14 protein-coding genes and 1 pseudogene are annotated in these 17,767 nt (G+C 44.4%); 12 read left to right on the top strand and 3 right to left on the bottom strand.

Annotated features, from left to right (window positions below; genetic code table 11):
• Positions 1-153 precede the first annotated feature (153 nt).
• The 6 genes from leuB to NSQ57_RS21525 all read left to right on the top strand — a co-directional run bounded on the left by leuB (position 154) and on the right by NSQ57_RS21525 (position 6,691).
• Positions 154-1,254, top strand: coding sequence for a 3-isopropylmalate dehydrogenase (gene leuB / locus NSQ57_RS21550; protein ID WP_340933268.1), 1,101 nt, complete (start codon positions 154-156; stop codon positions 1,252-1,254).
• 1 nt (position 1,255) lies between these two features.
• On the top strand, positions 1,256-2,398 hold the full coding sequence (locus NSQ57_RS21545) for an aconitase family protein (RefSeq protein WP_340956965.1): 1,143 nt from the start codon (positions 1,256-1,258) through the stop codon (positions 2,396-2,398).
• A 10-nt stretch (positions 2,399-2,408) separates the two neighbouring features.
• Positions 2,409-2,918 (top strand): 3-isopropylmalate dehydratase, encoded by a 510-nt coding sequence (locus NSQ57_RS21540; RefSeq protein WP_340933264.1) that lies wholly within the window; start codon positions 2,409-2,411, stop codon positions 2,916-2,918.
• A 6-nt stretch (positions 2,919-2,924) separates the two neighbouring features.
• Positions 2,925-4,187, top strand: coding sequence for an aconitase/3-isopropylmalate dehydratase large subunit family protein (locus tag NSQ57_RS21535; RefSeq protein ID WP_340933262.1), 1,263 nt, complete (start codon positions 2,925-2,927; stop codon positions 4,185-4,187).
• A gap of 23 nt (positions 4,188-4,210) precedes the next feature.
• Positions 4,211-5,557: a 2-hydroxycarboxylate transporter family protein gene (locus NSQ57_RS21530; RefSeq protein WP_342425276.1), complete on the top strand. Its 1,347-nt coding sequence runs from the start codon at positions 4,211-4,213 to the stop codon at positions 5,555-5,557.
• A gap of 144 nt (positions 5,558-5,701) precedes the next feature.
• Positions 5,702-6,691, top strand: coding sequence for a D-isomer specific 2-hydroxyacid dehydrogenase family protein (locus NSQ57_RS21525; RefSeq protein ID WP_340933259.1), 990 nt, complete (start codon positions 5,702-5,704; stop codon positions 6,689-6,691).
• 318 nt (positions 6,692-7,009) lie between these two features.
• Here the strand turns inward: NSQ57_RS21525 and NSQ57_RS21520 are convergent.
• Together NSQ57_RS21520 and NSQ57_RS21515 are read right to left on the bottom strand one after the other, a co-directional pair.
• Positions 7,010-7,773 (bottom strand): annotated as a pseudogene (locus NSQ57_RS21520) (IS5 family transposase).
• 276 nt (positions 7,774-8,049) lie between these two features.
• Positions 8,050-8,736 (bottom strand): glycoside hydrolase family 16 protein, encoded by a 687-nt coding sequence (locus tag NSQ57_RS21515; protein ID WP_230585153.1) that lies wholly within the window; start codon positions 8,734-8,736, stop codon positions 8,050-8,052.
• 412 nt (positions 8,737-9,148) lie between these two features.
• Between NSQ57_RS21515 and NSQ57_RS21510 the strand changes: the two genes are divergently transcribed.
• The 6 genes from NSQ57_RS21510 (at position 9,149) to NSQ57_RS21485 (ending at position 16,411) form a co-directional block, all read left to right on the top strand.
• Positions 9,149-10,495 (top strand): cellulase family glycosylhydrolase, encoded by a 1,347-nt coding sequence (locus tag NSQ57_RS21510; protein WP_342425275.1) that lies wholly within the window; start codon positions 9,149-9,151, stop codon positions 10,493-10,495.
• 178 nt (positions 10,496-10,673) lie between these two features.
• Complete coding sequence (locus tag NSQ57_RS21505; protein ID WP_069011602.1) at positions 10,674-11,651, top strand: LacI family DNA-binding transcriptional regulator; 978 nt, start codon at positions 10,674-10,676, stop codon at positions 11,649-11,651.
• A 164-nt stretch (positions 11,652-11,815) separates the two neighbouring features.
• Positions 11,816-13,141 (top strand): ABC transporter substrate-binding protein, encoded by a 1,326-nt coding sequence (locus NSQ57_RS21500; RefSeq protein WP_029519359.1) that lies wholly within the window; start codon positions 11,816-11,818, stop codon positions 13,139-13,141.
• A 59-nt stretch (positions 13,142-13,200) separates the two neighbouring features.
• Entirely contained in the window at positions 13,201-14,085 is an 885-nt protein-coding gene (locus NSQ57_RS21495) for a sugar ABC transporter permease (protein WP_029519358.1), read from the top strand.
• The gene (locus NSQ57_RS21490; RefSeq protein ID WP_029519357.1) at positions 14,085-14,912 is read left to right on the top strand and encodes a carbohydrate ABC transporter permease; all 828 of its coding nucleotides are present in this window, start codon (positions 14,085-14,087) and stop codon (positions 14,910-14,912) included. Before NSQ57_RS21495 ends, NSQ57_RS21490 begins: the two co-directional genes overlap by 1 nt.
• An 83-nt stretch (positions 14,913-14,995) precedes the next feature.
• Positions 14,996-16,411, top strand: a complete 1,416-nt coding sequence (locus tag NSQ57_RS21485) for a glycoside hydrolase family 32 protein (protein WP_029519355.1) — start codon at positions 14,996-14,998, stop codon at positions 16,409-16,411.
• 75 nt (positions 16,412-16,486) lie between these two features.
• On the opposite strand, the gene NSQ57_RS21480 is transcribed toward NSQ57_RS21485, so the two are convergent.
• Positions 16,487-17,674, bottom strand: a complete 1,188-nt coding sequence (locus NSQ57_RS21480; protein WP_029519354.1) for a macrolide family glycosyltransferase — start codon at positions 17,672-17,674, stop codon at positions 16,487-16,489.
• Positions 17,675-17,767: the final 93 nt, after the last annotated feature.

Raw genomic sequence — 17,767 nt, 5'->3', positions numbered from 1 at the left:
AAAGGAGAATAGTGATTCATGGTGATTTTTTAGTACAACGTTGTACTAATCGTAATTATTTATATGCTTCAACAAATCCAAGGAATATAACGGTGATTGCTTTGGAGGATTAAAAGTATTATTCCGTAATATCAAAAAGAGAAGATGAGGTAGATGGCATACAATATCTCGGTTATTTATGGAGATGGTATCGGTCAAGAAATCGTTGATCAAGCGATCAAAGTGATGAATGAAGTCGGCAACGTATTTCATCATACGTTTCATTTTGAAAGATGTGAAGCTGGAACCGAGGCCGTTCAAAAGTACGGCGAACCCCTTCCTGATAAGAGCCTAAGACAATGTCAAGAAAGCGACGCGATATTATTAGGCAGCCTTTGGCTAGACCACTATCCGGAATTACCGCAAGAGAAGCGTCCTAGCTATGTTCTTTCTCTACTTAGGAAAAAGCTACAGCTTACGATAAATATTAGACCCATCTCCGTGTATAAATCATTGGCGGATTTGAGCCCTCTGAAGAACGGTATCATTGGCGAGGGGTTTAATATTCTTATGCTTCGTGATCTGGCTGGGGGCATGCTCATGTCCAAAAGATACCGGGGAATCGGGGATCATGGCAAAGAAGCATTCGATACAGAGTACTATAATGAAGAAATTATCAAAGCGAATGCATGCGCCGCGTTTGAAATTGCTCGTGGGCGCAGCAAGAAGGTCACAAGTTTGGATAAGGCGGTCATCTTGGAGAGTTCGAAATTGTGGCGTGAGGTTGTACAGGAGGTTAGCGCAGATTATCGGGATGTCAGTCTGGTGAATCAGTATATTGATGATGCCGCTGCGCAGGTCATTACCAATCCTCATAACTATGACGTCATTCTAACGTCTGGTATGTTCGGAGATATCCTTTCGGATGAAATATCGGCATTGGCAGGAACACCGAATGTACTTCCGTCAGCAGAGCTCAATCACCAAGGCAAAGGTTTGTTTACACCTAACCAAATACACAATAAGGATTATTCCATTATAGGCGGAGATATCGCCAATCCGATCGGTTCTATTTTATCTGGCGCGATGATGTTGCGGTTTGCTTTCGGTTTGGAAAAAGAGAGCCAGACCATTGAGAAAGCAGTTAGACAGGTATTAAATGAAAAATACGCAACAAAGGACATCTGCTTACCAGGAAGTAAACGGATTGGGACAAGCGAAATGGGGTCTATCATATCCGAAAAGATAAGGGAAATAGGGAAGGAGCTGGTTTGATATGACGATGATCGAATCTATTTTGAACGAAAAGTCCGGAGCAACCACAGTAATTGAACCGAACTATATTGTTTTAAGTGACAGTTTACCATTAGAAATTGTAAATGAATTAGAAAATATAAAGCGGCTTGAGGCACCTGAGCGGGTGATCGTAATGCTCTATTTCGATACTCCCGCTGGGAATTTCATATCGGCTGAAATACAGAAGAAACTCATCCAGTTTGCTCGCAAGCACGAACTGAAATTTGTCCAATCCCAAGGTATCGGATATCACATTCTGCTGGATCAATATGTAAATCCTGGTGACATCATTGTTTCGCCAGGCAAACACAACAGCATTTTCGGTGTAGAGCAGGCTCTTGGTTTACATGTGAATCCATCCGAATTGCTTCAAGTGTGTGCCAGCGGCAAGATGAGTCTAGTGGTTCCGGAAACCGTGTACATTGAACTTAAGGGTCAACTCAAACCAGAAGCGTCCATTAAAGATTTCTTAATCTCTTTTTTAGCATCAGAAGAGCTTAAATACGCCGGCAAAGCTATCGAATTTTATGGCAAGGGCTTAAATTCCTTATCCCCGAAAGAAACAACAGATCTTTGCCAATTGGCTTCGAGAAGCGGTGCTGTAACAGCTTTTCTTCAAACAGATTATCAAGGACCGGGCCAAGAAAGCTATGATCTAGGAGATGTGCAGCCGATGGTTGCTCTGCCGGGGGCGATCCATCAATCGCAACCTACGGCTGAATTGAAAGGCACTCCACTGTCGGCTTGTTTCATCGGCGGATGCACAGGAGGCAGTATTGAGGATTTGAGAACAGCCGCAGCGATTCTGAAAGGAAAACGGATTCCAATTAATATGCGGTTATCGATTGGACCACAAACTAATGAAGTTTACAAGCAGGCTATTTCCGAAGGGTTGATTCAAACTTTTATCGATAGCGGTGCGCAAATCTTGAGCACAGGCTGCGCCAGCTGTGTGACAACCTCAAAAGGTGTTATCGCTGAAGGCGAAACGATGCTATCTGCTAGTTGCTGGAATTACAAGGGATGCAACGGCTCAAAGGACTCGCTGGTTTACCTGGCTTCCGCAGAGTCCGTTGCCAACTCCGCGTTGAAGGGCTGTATTACATTAAATTCGAAGGGATGAGAAGTCTTTTATGGAAAAGAAATTTAGTGGTAAGATATGGAAACTACCGGACGATGTCGATACAGATACTATTATTGCAGGTCGGCACGGAGTTATCCTCGATAAAAAGGAAATGGGTTCGCACTGCCTTGAAACACTTCGCTCCGAATTTGCATCTCAGGTACAACCAGGAGACATTATTGTAGCTGGTAAAAATTTTGGCTGCGGATCATCACGGGAAATGGCCGCCGAAGCGATTAATGTACATGGTGTTTACTGCATCATCGCTAAATCCTTTGCCCGCATTTTCTTTAGGAATGCGATCAATAACGGAATGCTGCTGATTGAAAATGCAGAAATACCTGAGCACTGCGAAGAAGGGGACATCCTGACTGTCGAAGTGAACCAGTCAGTTACAGTCAACGGCAAGAGCTTCAGCATTCCCAAGGTGCCCGAGAACTTGTTTGAAATTATTCAAGATGGCGGACTAATCCCCAACATCATTAAACGAATGGAAAAAGCTGAAGTAGAAGGGAGATAACAAGCAATGGGATATACACTGGCTGAAAAACTATTAATGAAAAATACGGGAGAACAAAGTCTGGCCCCAGGCGATATTGTAATCGCTCGGCCTGATCGATATATGATCCATGATATTTATACTTCGTTCCTAAAGCGCGCTTTAAAGGATATGCATGTGACCCAAGCGATCTATCCGGATCGCGGAGTAATTATCTTTGACCATCTGATGCCGACCAACCAAGCTGATACCGATCCTGCTCATTTTGTGGATGGACTTGAGTTGGCCGAAAAATTCCAAATTAAAAACGTTCATAAGGGCGAGGGAATCTGCCATTCTCTGATGCATGAGCTGAGATACGCAAGACCAGGTGAAATCGTCGTAGCGACAGATAGCCACACAACGACCTATGGCGGGGCGGGCTGTTTCTGTACTGGCATTGGACATACCGAAATGGCAGCAGTTATGGCAACGGGCGAGATTTGGCTCAAAGTTCCCTCGGCCATCAAGATTGTGCTTGAAGGTGAATTTCAAGAGGGTGTCGGAGCAAAGGATATTATCCTAAGAATCCTTGGTGACATCAAATCGGACGGCGGACAGTACAAGTCGATGGAATTCACAGGAGCTGCCGTGCGCAGCATGAGTATGCAGTCACGATTCACCATAGCCAACATGGCTTTGGAAGCCGGTGCAAAGGTAGGATTATTCGAAGCAGATGAAAAAACAGCCGAGTATTATGACATGGACTATAATGATATTTCCTGGCTGAAAGTGGACGAAGACGCCGAGTATGAACAAGTTCTTCGTTACGATGTCAGCAAGCTCGAGCCCCAATTGTCATGTCCGCAAGGGGTTGATAATGTCCATCCTATATCCGAAATTGAAGGAACGAAACTGAATCAGGTTTATATCGGTTCTTGCACCAACGGTAGCATTGAAGATATGGAGACGGCAGCGAAAATTCTTGAAGGTAAAAAAATAGCTCCTTTCCTGAAAATGATCGTGATCCCGGCAACCACCAACGTTTACAAAGAAGCGATGGAACGCGGTTTTATTCAAACCTTCATCGATGCTGGTGCCAGTGTCTCGCACCCTTGCTGCGGATTATGCTGCGGTCAACCATATGGTTTAATGAGTGACGACGAGGTGGTACTTGGCACTAACAATCGCAACTTTATCGGTAGAATGGGAACCAAGAAGTCGCTGATTTATTTGTCTTCCCCGGCAGTGGCCGCGGCATCCGCGTTAATGGGGGTCATCACTCATCCAGCTAAACAATTTGCGCTATAACAATAATCAGATGGGAGTTTACTATGGATAAGCAAATTGGGGTTACCGCTATGCCGCCGAAGTCGAATTTCATAACTCAATTAAAAAGAATAAAGATTTCAGGGTTGCCGTTAAAGTACTATATTCCCTTTTCTATTATCATTTTGCTTGCGGTCTATACGGGGAATTTGAATAAAGATATTATCGGTTCGATTGCATTTCTCTTGATGGCTGGTGGTTTGTTCTCATATGTTGGAGGCATCATCCCCATTTTTGGAAGTTGGATGGGAGGGGCAATCCTCCTGCCGTTATTCGCTGGCTCCGCACTCGTGTATTTTGGCCTGATCCCGGATTACGTGCAGACGAATATTTCTGGTTTGATTGGATCGGGCTTTGTCAACTTATTTTTGTCGGCAATCATCATCGGTTCGATCCTCAGTATGGATCGGAAGGTACTCGTCTCCATCTCATTACGGCTATTACCATGCATTATTGGTGCTCTGGCCTTTGTGTTCATCTTCTTATTTCTAGGATCGCTCCTAACAGGTTCAACGCTGCTGGAGGGTCTATTCATGATCGGTTTGCCGAATTATACCGGAGGCTCTTCTGGTGCAATCGCTGTTGTTCCGTCCATTTACAGCCCAATTCTTCACAAGCCGGCAGGAACTTTTTCTGGGCAATTCCTTGTATACATGAACATTTCGAACCTGATTTGCGTCATTTTCGCCGGCTTGCTGCATAAACTTGGGAAGCGCTATCCTTCGCTAACAGGTAATGGCGAATTACTGAAGAATGTGCACAAAAATGCAGACCAACCCGTTGAAGAAAAAGCTAAAGTCTCGAGTGATTTGAAAAAAGATATTACGAAGTTAGGTACAGGCTTGTTTGTTTCGGTTGTTTTTATAATTGCCGGTAACATTTTGCAGACTCTCATACCACAGCTTAACTTTATAGCCTGGGCTGTAATTTTAGTCATTATCGTGAAAGCAACTGGATTCTTGGATGATAGCTTGTGCCAATCTAGTGACTACTGGCAAGGGTTTATGGTTCGAAACTTTTTACCGTTCCTGATCACGGGGATTGGGATTGCATCGCTTGATTTGAGCCAAGTGTCCTCCTATTTTACAGTATCAAATTTTACCATTATCATCTTTGGGGTTATCGGCTCTGTCGTAGGTTCATTAATTGTCGGCAAGCTTATGAAATTCCATCCTATAGATTCGATGATCGCCGTAGGTCTTAATTTAGGAAATCTGGGAGGAACCGGTGCTATCGGGGTATTGTCAACTTCGGAGCGGATGGGGATGATGCCATTTGCAACTATCGCCAACCGGATCGGCGGAGCCATAATGGTTATTGTTATCAGCTTGCTGTTGCCATACTTTTTATAATCCACCACTTTAAAATGTTTCCACTATTCGGCTGACGTTGGACGATATACGGACAGTATAATGTGAAAATGTTCACATTATACTGTCCGGTAACGTATTTCCATTTTCCATGATGAGGCCAATCACCGAAAGGAGTTTTCAACCTTGAATAAAATCGTAGTTTATCAAACGCGTCCTGACGAAGCGGCATACTTCGAAAAATTTGGGAAGAAGTTTGATTTGGATATCAAATATGTGACTCAAGAGTTAAATGCCGAGACCGCAATTCAAGCGCAAGACGCTGAGGCTGTAACGATACAAGGGAGCAATAAAGCGGACCGAGCAACTTTGCAAGCTTTAAGTAAGGTTGGGGTCAAGTATCTCGCATTAAGAAGCGCTGGATACAATTATGTAGATAGAGCTGCGGCTAAAGAGTATGGCATTCGCTTTTCCAATGTTACCTACTCGCCCAATAGTGTCGCGGATTTTACCACGATGTTAATTCTAATGTGTGAACGCAAAGCACAACAGATTTTAGCACGAGGCACCGTACAGGATTACACTTTGGCAGGTATTCAAGGAAGAGAAATCAGAAACTTAACTGTGGGGATTATAGGTACCGGTCAAATTGGAGCTACTGTTGCCAGAAATCTTTCCGGATTCGGATGTAACCTTATAGGTTACGATATTTACGAAAATGATAATCTAAGAAATTTGATAGAGTATGTTTCGCTGGAAAAGCTATTCTCCACTAGTGATGTGATTACCCTGCATGCACCATTATTCGATAGCAACACCCATATGATCAATCGGGAAAGCATCGCTAAAATGAAGGATGGCGTCTGCATCGTGAATTGTGGGCGGGGACCATTAATCGATACCGAAGCGCTGATTTATGGGATTGAGACGGGAAAAGTAGGGGCTGCAGGACTAGATGTGATTGAAGATGAACTGGGCATCTTTCATGAGGATCACCGTTTGAATGTCCTGAATAATCACCAACTGGCCATCTTAAAGGCATTGCCCAATGTCATTATAACGCCACATACCGCATTTTATACGGATCAAGCAGTGAGTGATATGGTAGAAATTGCGCTAAAATCGCTCATATCTTTTATGAATAATGGAACTAGTCGGTGGGAAATACAATCATAGATCAAAAAATATCCTTTGTGATAATTGAATCGCAAGGAGAATGTATAGATAGAACAACAGTTCAACGGCAACAACATCATTAATGTTCCTGTTTTATTTGAGATTTTCCTTAGTTACTAACTATAATGTAACTGAAAAATGACTGTAAATCCCTTTGAAACATTGTTATTACTGGATTTTGCAGGAACCAACTTAACATTAAAGTTGGTTCCTGAGTTATAAACCGATTGGTGTTTGTGTTCAAAGACATTAATGATGGTAACACACTAAATATTATAGTTAGCAACCGTAATTATTTTCTAGGGCCTGTACGCAAACCTATTTGAGCCATAAACGAATTGAAAGCAGCGTCAAAAAAGCCATGAACATGTTCGCTGTTTTTTCATAGCGAGTGGCCAAGCGTCGATAGTTTTTTACTTTGTTGAAAAAGCATTCAATTAAGTGTCGCTCTTTATACGTTTCAGAATCTAACGGGCGCTTTACCCGCCGATTGCGTTTGCTTGGGATAACCGGAGTGATCGCTCGGCTTTGCAAAAGCTCCAGAATGGCATTGGTATCGTAGGCGCGATCAGCCAACACTTCGCCCGGGCAGAAGTCCAGTTCATGAAGAAGGCGATAGCCGGTGGCAGAATCGTGGTCTTGTCCTGGCGTCAATTCGAAACGCAGCGGATAGCCGAGCGCATCCACCATCGCATGAATTTTGGTAGTTAATCCTCCGCGCGAACGTCCGATTGCTTGCCGGTCCTGCCCCCTTTTGCGCCCGCTCCATGTTGATGGACGCGGACGATGGTGGCATCGACCATGACCTGCTCCCAATCCGGCTCGATGGCGACATGCTTCAGTATTTCACCCCAAATATTCGCTTTTTGTAGCCGCCAGAAAAAGCTGTAGGCTGAAGACCAAGGGCCATAGTAACTCGGTAAATCCCGCCATGGCGCGCCCGTTCGAGCAACCCAAAGCACGGCATTGAGCATCTGGCGCCGATCCTTGGGCGGACGTCCTCCCTGTTTTTTTCGGGCTGGGGGCAACAGGGGGTCAACTATATTCCATTCTTCATCCGTTAACTCGTATCTTCGTCTCATGTGCCTTATTTTACTAGATTTCTACGAGTTGTACAGTTTGCGTACAGGCCCTAGTAAGTATTTAACAAAGGCCCGATGAGCAAGTATCATCGGGCTTTTTTATTAAATTCAAGAGGCGACAGCTTTGGCTCAATCAGAGTGAGTATAGTTACATGAACCCTTTCCTGTATTGGTATCTTTAAAGTAATTGAAGCAGGAAAATGCTAACCACCCGTAAACATATGGGTTAAACTGGGGATTTATTAAATACCTGAAGGGCTGCTTTTGTACTACGGCCTAATTGCTCGTGTATTTTACCCAATCATATTCAGCGTATAGCGGATTCGCTCCATTATACGAACCTAGCCAGTCGTCAACGCCAGTGCCATTCCATAAATTCATCATAATCTTGCCTGGCGTGCTTGGTATGTTTGTAGTTGCCGTATGCTTTAGAACCCCGTCAACATACCACTTAATGTATCCTGGCTGCCAATCGAAAGCATAGGTGTGAAAGCCTCTTGATGCATCAAAGCCCAGATCAACAACCTTCTCGTGACCACCGACACCGTTTGTATAATAGTTGAATTGCACTTTTGTCGTGTCTTTGCCTAAAAATTCAATATCTATTTCATCCCATTGCGTGCCATCAGTAGGCCCCGTATACGTAAAAAAGGAAGATACGATCCCTGTATTTTTAGCAGGCTTCATGCTGACCTCGTATAAGCCGTATCTGTAAGTGTTCGTCGATCGATACTCTCCGCAGTCAAACTTATTGTACGCAGAACTCGTTAAGCCAAGCTTCATTTTGCCATCGTTCGTAAAATTAACATTATTGGCACGCCAAGTGCAATTAAACATGTTCCCATTGGAATATCCGTCTGCCTTTTGCCATGCCCCCGAATTGAAACCATTAAGTGGTTCCCAAAAAACATTCCCCGCATAAACGCTTACCGAAAAAAACAGAGAGACAATACCCGTGACCATTAAAGTGAACCAAGACTTCTTCTTCATTTTACACCTCCATAAAAGATTGACCAAACATGAAAGAAATGGCTGGTAATGATACATTATTTCAAGTATTGACCATCTTACCGAAAAAATAAAGCGCTTCCAAATTTGGTATCTTCATTGTAGTTTGAAATGGAGTCGTCCACAATAGCAAACTTAACACTTGAGGCATAATTTTAAAAAAACTAAATTTTATCAAGTTGTGGTTTAAAAATGTAAGTACTACAATTATATACAAGAAATGAAAATCAGGATTAAAATATTCTATTAAGGGGGGAAATGACGATTTTGAAATGGGATAGACTCAGGAAGCGGAGCCACTACATGTTTATACCATTTTATTCTTTTGGTATAATAGTCAATTAATTTTTGAAGAGGAGGCCTTTCTTTGAAAAAATTAGGTATGGTATGTAAAATAGCTCTGATACTTGTATTCTTATTGCCTTTAACACCGGTCTTTGGCCAACATATAGATGCATGGTCAGGTATGCCTATGGGAAAGCTCCATGTCAGGGGCAATCAATTGGTGAACAGCAGCGGAAAACCTGTTGTTTTAAGTGGCTGGCATCAGCCGTCGGGGGCATACTGGACCTATCAAAATAGTAATTATTATCTCAATTTAAATGGTAACAATCGTCATGCAGCAATTTTGGCTTATTTGAAGGATATCACTGACACCTTTGCAGACACCAGACCGAAGTATGGAAGCAACCACGGCTGGTATATGAATCAGGTCCGATTGTTTATTGACCGCCAGGATATGGGAGATGTGGCCGCAGGGTCATACAATTTCTCAGGTTTACAAGCAGCTACACAAAATGTGATTATTCCATACATCAATTATGCGAAAACAAAGGGCATTTATGTTACCCTTGGTCTTGATTTCACTTTGGCTGACGACCAGGCTACAACACAATCCAATCTGGACAAATTCAATCAAATATGGGGGTATCTTGCCTCGCAGCCGGCTATTAATAGCGCGGATAACGTCATGTTTGAACTGATCAACGAGCCTATTAAGTCATATGCGAATGGGCATTGGGGAGGCTATCCTGGTGAAAATGATTTTGTTGACCATTGGAATGATCTGAGAAGATTCCAAAACTCTATCATTTCCACGATTCGAAGTAAAGGAGCGGATAATGTCATCTGGGCTGCAGGACTTGGATACAACCAATTTTACAGCCCGGCGGCAAAACACCCGCTGATAGATCCATTGAACAACTACGGCTATGCTGTCCACTGGTATCCGGGCTACGGAGCGCATGATAACAAGGACAAGCTACAATCGCAATGGGATTCCAACATTAAGGCGGCAGCTCAAGCCTATCCAATAAATATCACAGAATTTACCTGGTTCAAAACACAGCCCGGCGATTCGGAGTACTGGAATTTGTTTAACGGCTCTAATAATGGATTTGGGCAAAACACGAAGTCCATTTTTACAGCAGCCGGTAATGTCAGCATGACCGCACACATGAATGGCTTTCTGCTGGAAGCTGGAGCAAGGAGTTCATTTGCGGACCCAACAGCCGGGTTAAAGTGGGATGGCGATAACCGACGTCAGGCGATGGCCCGCTTCTTGTTTGACTGGTACTATGAGCGTGCACGGACCTATCCGAGAGCACTACTCCAGAACAGTGAATCAGCAACGGATGATGTGCCTGTGGCTGCACCGACCGATGTGCTTACAGATACATACATTAATGCACCGACGGACGCACAATCAGAATGATGTTAATACTTTCAGCTATTGACAGCCTTTCCAATTGGATAGGCTGTCGTATTATCTTATAGAAATGACTAGTGTAAGATTGACGGCCATTATGAGGCCTTCCGTTATGTAAAGTTGTTGAAATGATGGGGAGAGAGTATAGTTTGTATGTATTTATTTTGTACGGGAAGAGGTTCATATGGCGACAATTCATGATGTAGCATTAAAAGCGGGCGTGTCGGTCACCACCGTATCCCGTGTAATGAATAACCGGGGATATATCAGCGAAACTACACGCAAAAAAGTGTTCGACGCAATGGAGGAACTTAATTATCAACCAAATGAAATAGCACGATCTCTGCTACGTAAGCAGTCCAATATTATTGGCCTTATTATTCCCAATGTCTCGCATCCTTTCTTCAGTGAGCTTGCCAATCAGGTTGAGTATTACGCCTATCAGCATGGCTGCAAGGTCCTGCTGTGCAATTCACATATGGATCCCGTGAAAGAGAAAGTGTATATTGATATGTTGAAGCGGAACCGGGTGGATGGCATCATTATGGGTAGCCATACATTAGAAGTAGAAGAGTACCGACATTTGAATTCACCGATCGTGACGTTTGATAGGCAGATTGACCCGTATATTCCTTACATATCCTCGGATAATTATCGCGGAGGCGAGCTGGCTACGGAGCTGCTCATTCGCAAAGGCTGCCGGAAAATTGCCCATATCTGCGGAAATCTGGAGCTGAACATGCTGTCCAATGAGCGGACCAAAGCATTCCGGGATGTGGTGGGTAAGCATAATGTCCAGCATGTGATTGTTCAAACGGACTTGAATGTGTTCGACCAGAAGGAGTACGAGCGGATCATTTCAAAACTCGTTTATGAACATCCAGATGTGGATGGGGTGTTCGCAACAAGTGATATTATTGCTGCTTTTGCGCTGAAAGAATATATTCGCGCTGGAAGGCATGTGCCAGAGAATGTGCGTATTGTAGGCTTCGATGATGTAAGTGTTGCTTCCTGGCTGACGCCGGAACTTACATCGGTAAGACAGCCGATTGCAGAGATCGGCAGGCTGGCGGTCGAGCTGATCCGCAGGCAGGCGGAGGGGGAGCAGGTACAACCTGTCAATCTGTTGCCTGTTGAACTAATTGAGCGTGCAACGACCTGAATGAAAATCTGTTCCTCTAACAAGGGGAACAGATTTTTTTTAGTACATGCTAAGGGAATAACATGTCAAACGATTGACACAGGTTAAACCTTTGACATATAATCCGTTTGTAAGCGTTTTATTTAAGTGTTCAGAGCCATTATATAAATAAGGGGATGACAACAGTGAGTAAATTCAAAAGAGTTCAATGGATGGTAATGCTGCTTCTTTTAGTTATGGTGGTGTCTGCATGTGGTGGCTCCGGTGGAGAAGGTAATTCGGCTTCTGGAGGGGGATCAGGGGATTCGAAAAATGTGAAGATTACGCTTTTGAACTCCAAAGGCGAAATCCTTCCACAGCTGGAGGAAGCCGCTAAGGCCTTCCAGAAAGACAATCCGGGTATTACTGTTGAAATCCAACCGGTTCCGACTGGTGGGTCGCCTTTTGAGCGTGCCTCCGCTTTGTACGCATCCGGAAACCCGCCGACCATGATCATGCTAGATACAGGTGATGTGGAGAAGTTCAAGGACCGTATCCTCGATCTGAGCGGAGAAAAGTGGAATAAGGACACAGTTGAAAACGCTACCACAGCTACGACGGTTGACGGCAAAAATTACGCGTTTCCGCTGGCTGTTGAAGGCTACGGATTCATTTACAACAAAGCCGTTGTAGATAAAGCGGTAGGCGGAAGCTTTGATCCTACCACAATTAAAACCCGAAATGACCTTGAAAAACTGTTTCAGCAAATTGAGGCATCTGGTAAGAAAGCATTGGTGATTTCACCAATGGACTGGTCTCTGGGCGCTCATTATTTGCCTCTTGCTTATGCAGGCCAGAACAAAGACATGGCTGAAGTGGACAAATTCATGGCGTCACTAAAAACGGGCCAGGCTAGCTTGGCTAATAATCCTGTATTTAACGGACTTATGGATACATTCGACCTCATGATGAAATACAACATCGATCAGGCTTCTCCGCTAGCAGGAGCTTATGAACGCGGACCGGAGCTGCTCGGCAAAGGTGAAGTTGGCATTTGGTTCATGGGCAACTGGGCATGGCCGCAAATCAACAGTTTTGATACGGCTAACAAAGAATATGGTTTCTTGCCTGTACCCATCAGTAACAATGCCGATGACTACGGCAATCAGGAGATTTCGTCCGCTGTATCCAAGCGCATTGTTATTGACAAGGAGAAGACTACTCCGGAACAGCAAGATGCGGCGAAGAAGTTCCTGAACTGGATCGTATATGATGAGAAAGGCCAGGATTTCCTCGTGAACCAAGCGAACATTATCCCGGCGTTCAAAAATATTACACTACCTGCGGCCGACCCGCTTGGCAAGTCCATCCAGGATTATATTGCAAAAGGCAAGTCAGAGCAGTCGATGAGCATGCTGCCTGCGGACCACTGGTCTAAGACAGGATCTTCCATGCAAAAGTATCTGGCGAAACAGGGAGATCGTGCAACACTGGTTAAAGAAATCGAAAACTACTGGAAAACCGTTAAATAAGGTTGTTTTCAAATTACCTGGAATAGAGAGAGAAACCCGAAACAAAGGAAGGGATCATCATGATTACGGAAAAAGGAGTATGGAACCGGCTGCGGACGCGGCTACTGTTTACGGGCCCAACCTTGTTTGCCTTCATAACGGTAATGATTATTCCATTTTTGTATGGCATCTATCTGACGTTCACAAACTGGGATGGTATTTCCACCACACTATCGCTGGTAGGCATCCAAAACTATCTGGCTGTTTTTAGAGATATCGAGTTTTGGAAGTCATTCGGCTTGACGCTCAAGTATGTGTTTTATACCGTTGTTCTTATCAATGTGATCGCTTTTATGCTGGCTTATGTGCTGACTAAAGGGTTAAAAGGGCAGAGTATTTTCCGGGCAGGATTTTTCCTGCCCAACCTTGTCGGGGGCATTGTACTCGGTTTTATCTGGCAGTTTATATTCAACAACGTGCTTGTCTATTTGGGACAACATGCCAGTATACAGTCGCTCAGCACGACTTGGCTGGCTGATCCCGACAAAGCGTTCTGGGCACTCGTGATTGTAACGGTGTGGCAGAACGCGGGTTACATGATGGTCATTTACATCGCGGGATTGACGGGTGTGCCGAATGATATTATGGAGGCCGCAAGCATTGATGGGGCAAACAGCTGGACCAGACTGCGGAAAATGGTATTGCCCTTGATGGTTCCTTCTTTCATCGTATGTATATTTTTGTCCCTGCAACGCGGATTTATGGTCTATGACGTGAACCTTGCGCTCACGAAAGGTGGGCCGTTCAGCAGTACTCAAATGGTGTCGATGCATGTGTATGAAAAGGCATTCCTTTCCCGTGATTATGGTGTGGGGCAAGCAGAAGCATTCGTGTTGTTCCTGATGGTTGCTCTCATCACTCTGCTTCAGGTTTATTTTAGTAAGAAGTTGGAGGTGGAGGCGTAATGACAAGAAAAAGAGTTGCTTCCTCCGTAATCAAATTCATTGTGCTGACAGTCATACTCATATTGTTCATCGTACCGTTCGTCTTTCTGCTGATCAATTCGTTCAAAGAAAACATGGCCATCACCTCAAATCCGTTATCGCTTCCAGAGAGCTTCAGTATGGTCAATTATATGAATGCATTTGATAAAATGAATTACATCGCTGCCTTCACCAACTCATTGGTCATAACGGTGTTAAGCGTTCTGTTTATATCGCTGTTTGCGGCGATGACGGCTCATTATTTTGTCAGAAACAACACCAAGTTCAACCAATATACATTTATGCTGATGGTTGCATCCATGATCATTCCATTCCAGGCTATCATGATTCCATTGGTGAAAATCTACGGGTCACTTGATCTGCTGAACAGTAAGTGGTCGCTGATTTATATGTATATCGGTTTTGGTAGCTCGCTGGCCGTCTTCATTTATCATGGTTTCGTAAAGAGTATTCCAAAAGAACTGGAGGAAGCGGCGCTAATTGACGGCTGCACGCGGGTTCAAACATTCTTCCGGATCGTGTTTCCGGTACTGATGCCCACGACTGCCACCATTTCCATTCTCAATGTGCTGTGGATCTGGAATGATTTTCTGCTGCCTTCCCTCATTCTGGTCGATCCGGAGCAAAGGACACTTCCGTTGTCCACGTATAACTTTTATGGAACCTATACAGTGGATTATGGTCCATTGATGGCAAGTTTGGTACTGACGATATTTCCGATCATTATCATCTATCTGTTCGCCCAGAAGTATATTATTCAGGGTGTTATGCAAGGTTCGATTAAATAATTGTAGGAGTAGGATGCCTTATCAAACAGACTAGAACGTATACGAGAGAGCGTGCAGATCAATTTATTTCCCAATCGAAGCATATGCTTCGGCCGGATTATCGGCTGAACTACCATTTAATGGCTGAATTCGGCTGGATGAATGATCCGAACGGCTTCATTCAATATAACGGGCAGTATCACTTGTTCTATCAACATTACCCGTATAAATCAGTATGGGGACCGATGCACTGGGGACATGCAGTCAGCCGCGATCTTATGAAGTGGGATTATCTACCGGTCGCTTTGGCACCGGACGGCGAGTTCGACCAGGATGGCTGCTTCTCTGGCAGTGCGATAGAGCAGGACGGGAAGCTTGTCCTGATGTATACCGGACATGTTGTAACCGGGCCTGACAAGGATCAGGATTACAAGCAGTCACAAGGGATTGCAGTATCGGAGGACGGGGTGACATTCGAAAAGTGGGAGGGCAATCCGGTCATCGGTTATGACGCCGTACCGGACACGATCAGCCGTAAAGACTTCCGTGACCCTAAGGTGTTCAGGCACGAAGATCAATATTACGCCGTTCTTGGTTCTAATGATGCCCAAGGGAACGGACTTGTACTGCTTTATCGTTCTGAAGACCTGAAAAGCTGGACGTATGTCAATGTACTAGCCGTGAGTGACGGACGTTTCGGCGATAATTGGGAGTGTCCGGATTTGTTCCCGCTTGGCGGTCGGCACGTATTTATGCTGTCTCCACAGCGCATGCCCCCTCAGGGAGAAGCATACCGCAATCTGCATTCCACCATGTACGGTATAGGTGATTTCAATGCGGAGGCTGGAACATTTACGGCAGAGCGGTATGCTCAGGTAGATCACGGATTCGATTTCTATGCCCCGCAGTCAACCTTGGATGATAAAGGGCGGCGAATCGTCATCGGATGGATGGATATGTGGGAGTCGGAGATGCCGACCCAGCAAGGGCACCATTGGGCGGGTGCAATGAGTCTTCCGCGGGAAGCGGTTATCGACCACGACAGATTGCTGTTCCGTCCGCTTGAAGAGGTGGAAAATTACCGATCCAATCTGTTCGAACAGCGGGATATCTTGCTGACAGGCGAGCAGATCATGGAAACGTTCGGAGATAGCTACGAACTGAAGGCGGTATTTGAGTTCGAAGCCAGTAACACCAATGAATTCGGCTTGAAGCTGCGAGTGGGCGACGAAGAGGAGACTGTACTCTCGTATCGTCCCGATGACGGTCTGTTCCGTTTTAACCGTGAGCGTGCAGGTATAGGCCCGGGCGGAGAGAGAAGAGTGCCTTTAAACTTAAACGAGGGCCGTCTGGAGCTTCGGATTTTTGTCGATAAAAGCTCGGTGGAAATATTCATCGGCGACGGTGAATACGTCCTCACAGGAAGAGTGTATCCGGGAGCAGAATCTACAGGCATTCGAGCGTTCACGAGCGGAAAGTGTACGATGGCTTCGTTTCAGAAGTGGGATATCTCCACATAGAAATGCATGATAAACAGGAACCCGACCCTTGATGGTCAGGGCTCCTGTTTTTTTGTAGAATTGTAATCGTGTGATTTACACAAGCTTATTTTGAAGATAGGCATCAATTTTTGCGAGGGCTTCTTCTGTACCGCCAGATTGCTGGAAGCTATCATTTATTTTTTGTACGCCCTCTTTATACGTTGCGTTCGACAGTACCTCATGTACGGCATCTCTTAACGATTGTACATTGATGTGGTCTTTGGTTATGCGATAGCCAGCTTGAAGTTCTGTTAACCGCTGCGCGACCATGGGCTGATCCTTGTCCTGCGGCAGTACAACCAAGGGTACGTTAAAGTGAATTCCTTCATTTACACTATTCATTCCACCATGAGTAATAAACACATCTGAATGACGTAATACCTCCAATTGGGGAACATAGGGCGAGATGATAAAGTGCTCTGGCGCCGGATTGATTTTCGTAAAGTCAGCTTTCTCGCCAGCTGCAATCACGACGATACCTTCAAAATCGGAAAAAGCTTCAATACAGGTGTTAAAAAAGTCTTCAGTATGGTCCAGAACAGTTCCCATCGAAATATACAAAACCTTTTTATCCTCTAGTCTGTCCAGTGGAAATGAATTTTCCCCTTTACGTTCTGGAAAGCTGGGACCAATAAAGAGATTCTCGTCACCATACTGTTCACCGTCTGGTTGGAAATATCGACTGGTATATACAACATTCAAAGCCCCTGTATTGCTCATAAATTGAACCATATTTTCGGGAGCAACACCGAACCTTTCTTTCATGAGCTGCAGTGAGGTCGTGGCATGTTCATCAAGTTGAAACGGCTCTTTTTCATTAAAGCGAAAGAGATTGGTAGCCATCCGATTCTGTGAAATCAGAAAAGATGGGGAGGAAGCAATACCAGGGATTTTCAAATAGTCTCTAACTAACTCGCCAGCTCCGAATCTATCATAGAATACAAAGTCAAAATCAATGCTTTTAGACAGTTGCTGAGTAATTGCTAATATGTCCAGCGAAGTCTGAATATGAATTTTCATAAATGCACTCAACCCATCCGGAGTATTGGAATCAATAGAAGCGGTCCTGACCAGATCAGAATGCAGGTGAACCTTCGCTCCAACTGCTTCGAGTCTGTCCTTGTATTTCTCAGTTGTAATGTAATGTACTTGGTCCCCTCGTGCTGCAAAGGCTTGCGTCATCCCAATCGTAGGGTTCACATGTCCTTCTGCCGGAAAGTTAACCATTAATATGTTTAACATTCATCATTACTCCTTTTCTCTACAATTAAGATTGCAGTTTTCACTGAATCTCTCAATCCATAATAACAATAATATTTATTTTTTCAAATGATA

The sequence above is a fragment of the Paenibacillus sp. FSL L8-0502 genome, from assembly GCF_038593055.1.
GTDB classification, from domain to species: domain Bacteria; phylum Bacillota; class Bacilli; order Paenibacillales; family Paenibacillaceae; genus Paenibacillus; species Paenibacillus polymyxa_D.
The sequence above is the reverse complement of the archived record's forward strand: the minus strand, read 5'-3'. Positions and strand labels throughout refer to the sequence as shown.

Bases quoted from the DNA above. Each gene is read 5' to 3' on its own strand.
- NSQ57_RS21505 (WP_069011602.1), top strand. From the start codon at position 10,674: ATGGCGACAATTCATGATGTAGCATTAAAAGCGGGCGTGTCGGTCACC.
- NSQ57_RS21495 (WP_029519358.1), top strand. From the start codon at position 13,201: ATGATTACGGAAAAAGGAGTATGGAACCGGCTGCGGACGCGGCTACTG.
- NSQ57_RS21485 (WP_029519355.1), top strand. From the start codon at position 14,996: ATGCTTCGGCCGGATTATCGGCTGAACTACCATTTAATGGCTGAATTC.
- NSQ57_RS21530 (WP_342425276.1), top strand. From the start codon at position 4,211: ATGGATAAGCAAATTGGGGTTACCGCTATGCCGCCGAAGTCGAATTTC.
- NSQ57_RS21490 (WP_029519357.1), top strand. From the start codon at position 14,085: ATGACAAGAAAAAGAGTTGCTTCCTCCGTAATCAAATTCATTGTGCTG.
- NSQ57_RS21535 (WP_340933262.1), top strand. From the start codon at position 2,925: ATGGGATATACACTGGCTGAAAAACTATTAATGAAAAATACGGGAGAA.
- NSQ57_RS21540 (WP_340933264.1), top strand. From the start codon at position 2,409: ATGGAAAAGAAATTTAGTGGTAAGATATGGAAACTACCGGACGATGTC.
- NSQ57_RS21480 (WP_029519354.1), bottom strand. From the start codon at position 17,674: ATGTTAAACATATTAATGGTTAACTTTCCGGCAGAAGGACATGTGAAC.
- NSQ57_RS21515 (WP_230585153.1), bottom strand. From the start codon at position 8,736: ATGGTCACGGGTATTGTCTCTCTGTTTTTTTCGGTAAGCGTTTATGCG.
- NSQ57_RS21545 (WP_340956965.1), top strand. From the start codon at position 1,256: ATGACGATGATCGAATCTATTTTGAACGAAAAGTCCGGAGCAACCACA.
- leuB (WP_340933268.1), top strand. From the start codon at position 154: ATGGCATACAATATCTCGGTTATTTATGGAGATGGTATCGGTCAAGAA.